The following is an 8,507-nucleotide window of genomic DNA, read 5'->3' on the forward strand; positions in this document are numbered from 1 at the left end:
GAGACCGGGCGCAACGCTCTCAAGACTCCCGTCTGTCGGCAGGCGCAGCCCGACGACGGAACCGAGGGGCGCGGGGGATCGGCAGCCGTTGGCGCGAGCGCCTTACGGATGGCGACAGCAGCGCTACCATTCCCCCCCCGCATGCCTTTTCTGCCTTTCCCCTCCCCGGCGCATAAAAAAAGAGCCGCTCCCGGCGCAGGGCCGGGCGCAACGCTCTCAAGACTCCCGTCTGTCGGCAGGCGCAGCCCGACGACGGAACCGAGGGGCGCGGGGGGAGCGGCAGCCGTTGGCGCGTACGCGCCTTACGGATGGCGACAGCAGTGCTACCATTCCCCCCTCATGCCTTTTCTACCTTTACTCCGCTTCGCCGCGGAGCTTGAGCTGTTCCCTGACGTAGTTGACCATGCCGCCCTTGTCGATGAGGGTCTGCATCATGGGAGACAAGGGGGGAATACGGATTTCGGCGCCGTTGTCGAGGTCGCGGATGGTGCCGGTTTCGGGGCTGATTTCAAGGGTATCGCCGTCGTTTATCTTATTGACCTCGTCGCCCACCTCAAGAAGCATGAGGCCCATGTTGAAGGCGTTGCGGTAGAAGATGCGGGCGAAGCTGTGGCCGACCACGGCGCGTATGCCCGCGCCGATGATGGCGAGGGGGGCGTGTTCACGGGAGGAGCCGCAGCCGAAGTTGCGGCCGGCCACAATGATGTCGCCTTCGTTCACGCGCTTGACCCAGCCGGGTTCCAGGCCTTCCATGCAGGCCTCGCCGAGCTTGCGGGTATCGGTGGTCACGAGAAAACGGGCCGGGATGATGGCGTCGGTGTCGATATGCTCGCCGACCTTATGGACTTTTCCGGTAAAGGACATGGATGACTCCTGTATTTCCCCGCGCGGGGCGCGAGGTGTGCGGGAACGGCGTCCCGCAGAGATTCGTTGTTTCCGGGGATCCGAAGCGGAAGCGTTTCCGGCTTCGAAAGGACCGGTGCCTAGAGCGCCTCGGGGCCGGTGATGACGCCGGTAACGGCGGAAGCGGCCGCCACGACGGGGCTTGCGAGGTAAAGTTCGGACTCAAGGCTGCCCATGCGGCCGCGGAAGTTGCGGTTCGAGGTGGAAATGCAGCGTTCGCCGTCGCCGAGCACGCCCATGTAGCCGCCGAGGCAGGGGCCGCAGGTAGGAGTGCTGATGACGCAGCCTGCGTCGGAGAACACCTCGAAGAGTCCTTCGTCCATGGCCTGACGCCACACGGAAGGCGTGGCGGGAATGACGATGCAGCGCACGCCCTTTGCCACCTTGCGGCCGCGCAGCACTTCGGCGGCGTCGCGCATGTCGGAAATGCGGCCGTTGGTGCAGGAGCCGATGACCACCTGATCGACGGTGATGTCGGAAAGCTCGGAAACGGGACGGGTGTTTTCCGGCAGATGGGGGCAGGCCACCACGGGTTCCATGCCGGTCACGTCCATGGTGACCGTGCGCTCGTATTCCGCGCCCTCGTCGGCGGCGAGGCGCATGGGGTCGGGCGTGCCGTGGGCACGGCAGTATTCGGCGGTAAGATCGTCGGAGGGGAAGAGTCCGCACTTGCCGCCCGCCTCGATGGCCATGTTGGCCATGCAGAGGCGCCCTTCAATGTCCACGTCCTTCAGGGCGGAACCGCCGAATTCCAGAGCGCGGTACAGCGCGCCGTCCACGCCGATTTCACCGATGAGGCGCAGGATGAGGTCCTTGCCGCGGATCCAGCGGGGCATGGTGCCCTCGATGTTCACGCGGATGGTGGCGGGCACCTTGAACCACAGCCTGCCGAGCACCATGCCGCAGGCGATGTCGGTGGAGCCGAGGCCGGTGGAGAACGCGCCTATGCCGCCGTAGGTGCAGGTATGGCTGTCCGCGCCGATGACAAGGTCGCCGGGCTTCACGAGGCCCTTTTCGGGCAGAAGCGCGTGTTCCACGCCGGCGCAGCCGCCTTCATAGTAGTGCGTGATGCCCATTTCTTCGGCAAAGCGCCGCGACACGATGACCTGATTGGCCGAGGCGATGTCCTTCTGCGGGGTGTAGTGATCCATGACGAGAAACACGCGGTCCCTGTCGAACACCTTCGTCGCGCCCATGGCACGGAAGGACTTGATGGCGAGAGGGCCGGTGATGTCGTTGGCGAGCACGCCGGAAAGGGAGCACTCCACGATCTGTCCGGGCTCGCGGACCTCTTCGTCGGTATGCATCTGAAGTATTTTCTGGGCAAGGGTCATTGCCATGGTTCCATCTCCAGGAAAAACGTGAACGGTTCTCGCCGCCGGGACTGAAACGGCGGCCGGGGAAAACGTCCGGGCAGATGCCCGGAACGGGTGCCTGCCGCCTTCCCGGAAGAGCCGGAAACGCGGAGGCAGGATGAAAAAGGCCGGGCGCGGGCCCGGCCTTTTCATGAACGACTAATCGACGGGATTCTGCTTGTAGCTGATGACGTCCTTTTCCTTGTGCTCAAGGCGGTTCAGGGCGTCGACATAGGCCTTGGCGCTGGCCACGATGATGTCGAGGTCGGAGCCGCGGCCCGTGGCGGAGTACTTGCCGTCGCGCAGATGCACGGACACTTCGCCCTGAGCGTCGGTGCCGCCGGTGATGGCGTTGACCGAGAACTTCTCAAGCTCGGCATGGGTGCCGCAGATCTGGGAAATGACGTTGAAGGCCGCGTCGATGGGGCCGACGCCGAAGCCGGCAAGGCGCACTTCCTCGTCGTGATCCTGCATGACCACGGCGGCGGTGGTGGGCATGGTGGAACCCATGGTGGTCTGCACGCAGATGTTGCTCAGGCGGAAGCGGTCCGGAATGCGCATGCGGTACACTTCGGCGAAGACCAGGGCTTCGAGGTCCTCGTCGTGGATGCGGGCCTTCTTGTCGGCAAGTTCCTTCATGGCGGCGAACACGGCGTTGACCTGATCGTTGTCGAGCGTGTAGCCGAGCTCCTCAAGACGGGTACGCACGGCGTTGCGGCCGGAGTGCTTGCCGATGACGATGTCGGTGGACTTGCGGCCCACGGCCTGCGGGGTCATGATCTCGTAGGTGTTGCGGTTCTTGAGCATGCCGTCCTGATGGATGCCGGACTCATGAGCAAAGGCATTGCTGCCGATGATGGCCTTGTTGGCCGGAATGGGACGGCCGATGATGAGCGAGAGCAGATGGCAGGAAGGATAGAGCTGCTCGGTGACAATGGAGCATTCCACGCCGTAATATTCGGGACGGAGCTTCAGAGCCATGACGAACTCTTCGAGGGAGGCGTTGCCCGCACGTTCGCCGATGCCGCTCAGGCACAGTTCGGCCTGACGCGCACCGTTCTTGACGGCGGCAAGGCTGTTGGCCACGGCAAGACCGAGGTCGTCGTGGCAGTGCACGCTGAAAATGGCCTTGTCGGCGTTGGGCACGTTCTCGGTGAGGTAGCGGATGAGCGCGCCGAACTCGTCGGGCTGGGCAAAGCCCACGGTGTCGGGAATGTTGATGGTGGTGGCGCCGGCGTCGATGGCGGCGGTGACGATGCGCACGAGGAAGTCACGGTCGGAACGGGAGGCGTCTTCGGCGGAGAATTCCACGTTGGGCGTGTAGGACGCGGCGCGCTTCACGGCAGCCACGGCAAGGTCCACGACTTCGTCGGGAGTCTTGCGGAGCTTGTATTCCATGTGGATGGGCGAGGTGGCGATGAAGGTGTGAATGCGCGGATTGCGGGCGAACTTCACGGCTTCCCAGGCGCGGTCGATGTCCTTGGCGTTGGCGCGGGCAAGGCCTGCGACCTGTGCGTTCTCCACGTTCTGGGCAATGGCCTTCACGGCCTCGAAATCGCCGTCGCTGGCCGCGGGGAAGCCCGCCTCGATGACGTCGACGCCCAGCATTTCAAGCTGACGGGCGATGCGGATCTTTTCACTGAGGTCCATGGTGGCGCCGGGGGACTGTTCCCCGTCGCGGAGCGTGGTATCGAAAATAATGACGCGGTCGGACATGGTTTTCTCCTTGCGTTTTCAGGCCGCGGGGCCTGCGGCTTTCATCCTTCATCCTCCGTCGCCCGGGGGACGGACGGAGGCTATAAAAAAGGCTGCTCCGACTTCCGACGGAACAGCCTTCTGCCTGTCATTCGTCAGAAATCACGGTATGTCCGGGCACAGCAGCAGACCGGAAAGTCGTCCGCAAAGAAGAACGCACAGCAGCAGAGAAGAAGCGAAGCTGACTTCGTTCTTCAAAAGGGCGGCAGCGGCATTGCGGACGTTCATCGTGATTTCCTTCGCCTTTACGGCGTGTTTTTTGAAAGACTACGAAATGCGGAGGCTTTTTTCAAGAAAAAATGTGAAGGAAGAGAAAAAATTTTTATTTTTTATAGTGGATACTGCTCATAATTTTTTACTACTTATTCGGCAAGGATAGTCCATAATTTTTCTCAAGATATTTTAATATCTTATATAATGCATTATAAACACTCAATCTATTTGCTCCAAAAGCATAATAACCTGTCAGTAAATCTTCAGCATTTATTTTTTCACTTACACTCCAACGCTTCTCTTGTTCACCATTAATATAAAAAGTAACAGGATAGCGAAATTCTCTACCCTCACTTTCCAGCTCACCCCACCTTATATAATTCTGTATATTAGCATTATAACATGAATTACCTATAATTTTTTCCATATCAATAAGAATATTTTTTATGGGATCAACATCTTTTCTAATATTCATTACTTTTATCTTTTCTAGTATATATTCCTTTTGCTCAAAAAAACTACCTTTATAACTTGAAACTGCATTCTTTTTTATTATATTAAATTCTTTATTATTTTTATAAGTTTTAGAAATTTCCCTTATTTCTTTTATTGATTCAATCTCATCTTGTATATAATAAACTTTCTCACTCCAACTTTCAAAATTTTTTACGTTATTTAAAATTTCTTTTTTTTCTTTTAATGAAATTTCAGAGTAATTAATATCATAAAATTCGATATATGCTTCTTTTTCAGAAGAGATATCACACTCAATTCGTTCTGGCCATGAATTTTGCCACCTTTCTTTCGCTCTTCTTTCTATTTCGTCAAGAACCTTTTTGGGTATATTTCTGCTCATGTCCTGACTTTTCCTCCTCTGGGATATTCCCCTCTACCTATCCCTTTTCGGCAAGCTCCAGAGCCTTGCGGTAGTCGAACTTGCCCGAGCCGAGAAGCGGCGCCTGCTTCACGCTCACGATGCGCTTCGGCGTCCACAGGGGAGAAAGGCCGCGGCTGGCAAAGTGCGCGGCGATGCGGCTTGTGGTCACGTTTTCCGTGTCGATGACGAGCGCAAGCTGCTCGCCCTTGCGCGGATCGGGAATGGCCACCACGCCGAGCACGGCATCGGGCCATATTTCCTTGAGCGCATCCTCAACGGCGGCAAGAGACACCATTTCCCCGCCCACCTTGGCAAAGCGCTTGGCACGGCCGCGTATGAAGATGAAGCCTTCCTCGTCCATATGCACGATGTCGCCGGTCTCATACCAGCCCGAGCCGTCGTCGCCCCTGCCCGTCACGGCATATGCCTCGGCAAGGGTTTCGTCCACGGGCGGCTCGAGAACGCCGGGTTCGGAATAGCGCATGTAGCCGAGCATGACGTTGTCGCCCTTCACCCACAAAACACCGGTGTTCTCCTCGTCGATGCCCGGCACGGGCACAAGACGGCAGGCAAGGCCGGGCACGGCGCGGCCCACGCTTCCTTCCCTGCGGTAGGCGGGCGTGTTCACGGAAATGAGCGGCGCGGTTTCCGTGGCTCCGTAGCCCTCGAAAAGATCCACGCCGAACTTCTCAAGCCACGTGCGGCGGGTGCTCTCGCGCATTTTTTCCGCGCCTATGATGACGAGCCTCGCATGGCAGAAGTCGTAGGGCTGCCCGTAGCGGGCGTAGCCTGCGCAGAAGGTGTCCGTGCCGCAGATGATGGTGGACTGACTTTCGTAAAAGAGCCTCGGCACGATGCGGTAATGCAGCGGAGAAGGATAAAGGAACACCCTCACCCCGGCGATGACGGGCAGAAGCGTGCATATGCCGAGCCCGAAGGCGTGAAACATGGGCAGGCAGTTGAACAGCTTGTCGCCGGAACCTATGGTGAGCATGCTGAGCGCCTGATAGCGGTTGGCGATGATGTTGAGGTGACTCAGAAGCACTGCCTTGGGCACGCCCTCGGTGCCCGAGGTGAACATGACCGCGGCCGGCGCTTCGGCAGACGTGGAGGGAGAGACGCGAAAGAACGCGCTGAGCGCTCCGAAGAGCTTGTCGGCAACCGTGAGATTCTTTGCCACGTCCTCAAGATAGACGATGCGCAGCCCCGCGTCCCTGAGCGCCTGTTCCATGGCCGTGAGGTCGGCCAGCGCAAGGAAACGGCGCGACGTGAGCACGGAAGAGAGCTGCACCGTGCGGCAGCAGGACACCACGGACGAGATGCCCGAGGTGAAGTTGAGCATGGCGGGCACGAGCGAGGCGGAATGCAGTCCGAAAAAGGCCACGAGCCCGGGCAGGGATGTGGGCAGAAGAAAGCCCACCTTCTCCTCGCCCCGGAACAGACGGCGGAAGGCGCGGCCGAGCACGCAGAGCTTGAGCAGCAGCGCGCCGTAGGTGAGCACGTGCCTGTCCTGATCCTCGGCAATGGGAAAGCGGCGTCCGCAGCGGGCCGCGGCTTCCATGAGCGCCTGCATGAGATTGCAGCGCTCCATGCCTGAGCGGTACTCAAGACCGGTCATGATGTCGTAAAGGCGCTCGCCCATGCGCCTGCGCCTCTCGCGCGGCGGCAGATGGCCCGACGGCCGGAACTTCTGCATTTCAAGAACGCTCACCGTGATGCGCGGCAGCCAGCGGCGGCGGCCCTTGTGCCTGAGATAGGAAAACATGGTGCTCGACGCGCCGTCGATGCGCACGGGCAGAAGCGTGGCGTCGGCCTTTTCGGCAATGAGGCCCGCGGCTTCCAGAATGCGGGTGTAGCGCGGATCGTTGCCGAGACGCCCGCTGTGAAAGACCATGCAGCGGCCGTTTCTGGCCAGCGCGTGCACGAGCGACACCGTGGCCGCGGGACTGGAAAAGTCAAAGAACTGCGTGTCGGTAAGCGCGCATACCGGCCGCATCCACCACTTGTGCTCCAGCGCCCTGTCGGCCAGAAGCGTGATGCGGTCCGGCAGCATGGCCGCAATGAGAAGCGGATCGAGGATGGAACCGGGATTGTAGAGAATGAGCGTGCGCGTTCCGGCGGCGTCGTAATGCTCGCGGCCTCGCAGCTCCACGCGATAGATGATTCTGAGAAGAAAACGGACTATGGCTCCAAGCATGCGGGCTCCTCGATTATGCGGCGCAGTCGTTCCGCCGGACGCCCCGACGCGCCGGCGCTTTTCCCGTCATCATGCCCAAAGGACGGGACTTTGTCGAGAGCGGCACGGGCTCCGGAGACGCCTCTTCACGGGGCGTTCTTGCGGATGCTGAATAAATATGGTATGGAAGCCACCATGTTCGACGCAAGCATAGCAGCAAAAATATCGCATCTGGCCGTGGCCTTCGTGCCCGTTCTTCTGGGCATCATTCTGCACGAAGTGGCCCACGGCTGGGCCGCCCTGCGCTGCGGCGATCCCACCGCCCGCATGCTCGGCCGCCTCACCCTGAACCCCGTGCCCCACATCGACCCCATGGGCACGGCCATGTTCGTGTTCACGGCCATGTTCTCGCCCTTCGTGTTCGGCTGGGCAAAGCCCGTGCCCGTCAATCCGCGCTATTTCCGCGACTACCGCAAGGGCATGCTGCTCGTTTCCGCCGCCGGACCGCTCACCAACATGATGCTCGCCATGGCGTTTGCCGTGTGCCTGCGTCTGCTGCTTTTCGCTCCCGCCGAGTTTCTCGTGGGCACGTCCACGGGCAAGTTTCTGCTGGAAATGTTCCAGACCGGCATCGCCGCCAACTTTGCCCTTGCATGGATAAACCTGCTGCCCATTCCCATGCTCGACGGCGGGCGCATACTCGAAACGCTGCTCCCCGGACAGATCGCCCTGCAGTTCCAGCGCCTGGAACGCTACGGCTTCCTCATTCTCGTCATTCTTCTCGCGAGCGGCATTTTGAGCTCCCTTCTCATGACTCTGGTCCGCTGGTCGTGGAACATCGCGCTCACGGCCGTCGGCCTCTGATATCCCATTCCCATTTTATTCTCATCAGGAGACACGCCATGACGGCGAACGATCGCACAGTTTCAGGCATGCGGCCCACCGGGCCTCTTCACATCGGTCATTATTTCGGCGCCCTCAAGAACTGGGTCGAAATGCAGAAGACGCACGAGGCCTTCTTCTTCGTGGCCGACTGGCACGCCCTGACCAGCAACTACGCCGACACCTCCAGGCTGCCGCAGTTCGTGCACGACATGGTCGTCGACTGGCTCTCCGCAGGCCTCGATCCCGAGCACTGCGCCATTTATCGTCAGTCCGACATCAAGGAAACCGCGGAACTGCATCTTCTGCTTTCCATGATCACCCCGCTCGGCTGGCTGGAACGCTG

At 59.9% G+C, this 8,507-nt stretch carries 7 protein-coding genes and 1 pseudogene; 2 read left to right on the forward strand and 6 right to left on the reverse strand.

Annotation, left to right across the window (positions count from 1 at the left end):
• Window positions 1–354: 354 nt before the first annotated feature.
• The 6 genes from Q0J81_RS09165 to Q0J81_RS09190 all read right to left on the reverse strand — a co-directional run bounded on the left by Q0J81_RS09165 (window position 355) and on the right by Q0J81_RS09190 (window position 7,300).
• The gene (locus tag Q0J81_RS09165; RefSeq protein ID WP_294447350.1) at window positions 355–864 is read right to left on the reverse strand and encodes a 3-isopropylmalate dehydratase small subunit; all 510 of its coding nucleotides are present in this window, start codon (window positions 862–864) and stop codon (window positions 355–357) included.
• A 119-nt stretch (window positions 865–983) separates the two neighbouring features.
• Complete coding sequence (gene leuC / locus Q0J81_RS09170) at window positions 984–2,243, reverse strand: 3-isopropylmalate dehydratase large subunit (protein WP_294447351.1); 1,260 nt, start codon at window positions 2,241–2,243, stop codon at window positions 984–986.
• A 174-nt stretch (window positions 2,244–2,417) separates the two neighbouring features.
• Complete coding sequence (locus Q0J81_RS09175; RefSeq protein WP_294447353.1) at window positions 2,418–3,974, reverse strand: 2-isopropylmalate synthase; 1,557 nt, start codon at window positions 3,972–3,974, stop codon at window positions 2,418–2,420.
• 141 nt (window positions 3,975–4,115) lie between these two features.
• Window positions 4,116–4,241, reverse strand: coding sequence for a hypothetical protein (locus Q0J81_RS09180; protein WP_294447357.1), 126 nt, complete (start codon window positions 4,239–4,241; stop codon window positions 4,116–4,118).
• A 130-nt stretch (window positions 4,242–4,371) separates the two neighbouring features.
• Entirely contained in the window at window positions 4,372–5,082 is a 711-nt protein-coding gene (locus Q0J81_RS09185; RefSeq protein WP_294447360.1) for a hypothetical protein, read from the reverse strand.
• A gap of 37 nt (window positions 5,083–5,119) precedes the next feature.
• Window positions 5,120–7,300 carry an AMP-binding protein gene (locus Q0J81_RS09190; RefSeq protein ID WP_294447362.1) on the reverse strand — a complete coding sequence of 727 codons (2,181 nt, stop codon included), beginning with the start codon at window positions 7,298–7,300 and terminating at the stop codon, window positions 5,120–5,122.
• Between the two features lie 174 nt (window positions 7,301–7,474).
• On the opposite strand from Q0J81_RS09190, the gene Q0J81_RS09195 reads away from it, so the two are divergent.
• Both Q0J81_RS09195 and Q0J81_RS09200 read left to right on the forward strand, forming a co-directional pair.
• Window positions 7,475–8,143 carry a site-2 protease family protein gene (locus tag Q0J81_RS09195; protein WP_294447363.1) on the forward strand — a complete coding sequence of 223 codons (669 nt, stop codon included), beginning with the start codon at window positions 7,475–7,477 and terminating at the stop codon, window positions 8,141–8,143.
• A gap of 38 nt (window positions 8,144–8,181) precedes the next feature.
• Window positions 8,182–8,507 (forward strand): annotated as a pseudogene (locus Q0J81_RS09200) (tryptophan--tRNA ligase); the annotation flags it as partial.

The sequence above is a fragment of the uncultured Mailhella sp. genome (genome assembly GCF_944324575.1).
Classification (GTDB): domain Bacteria; phylum Desulfobacterota; class Desulfovibrionia; order Desulfovibrionales; family Desulfovibrionaceae; genus Mailhella.

What these genes read in the sequence shown, in the direction of transcription:
- Q0J81_RS09165 (WP_294447350.1), bottom strand. Translation starts at nt 864, where the DNA reads ATGTCCTTTACCGGAAAAGTCCATAAGGTCGGCGAGCATATCGACACC.
- leuC (WP_294447351.1), bottom strand. Translation starts at nt 2,243, where the DNA reads ATGGCAATGACCCTTGCCCAGAAAATACTTCAGATGCATACCGACGAA.
- Q0J81_RS09175 (WP_294447353.1), bottom strand. Translation starts at nt 3,974, where the DNA reads ATGTCCGACCGCGTCATTATTTTCGATACCACGCTCCGCGACGGGGAA.
- Q0J81_RS09180 (WP_294447357.1), bottom strand. Translation starts at nt 4,241, where the DNA reads ATGAACGTCCGCAATGCCGCTGCCGCCCTTTTGAAGAACGAAGTCAGC.
- Q0J81_RS09185 (WP_294447360.1), bottom strand. Translation starts at nt 5,082, where the DNA reads ATGAGCAGAAATATACCCAAAAAGGTTCTTGACGAAATAGAAAGAAGA.
- Q0J81_RS09190 (WP_294447362.1), bottom strand. Translation starts at nt 7,300, where the DNA reads ATGCTTGGAGCCATAGTCCGTTTTCTTCTCAGAATCATCTATCGCGTG.
- Q0J81_RS09195 (WP_294447363.1), top strand. Translation starts at nt 7,475, where the DNA reads ATGTTCGACGCAAGCATAGCAGCAAAAATATCGCATCTGGCCGTGGCC.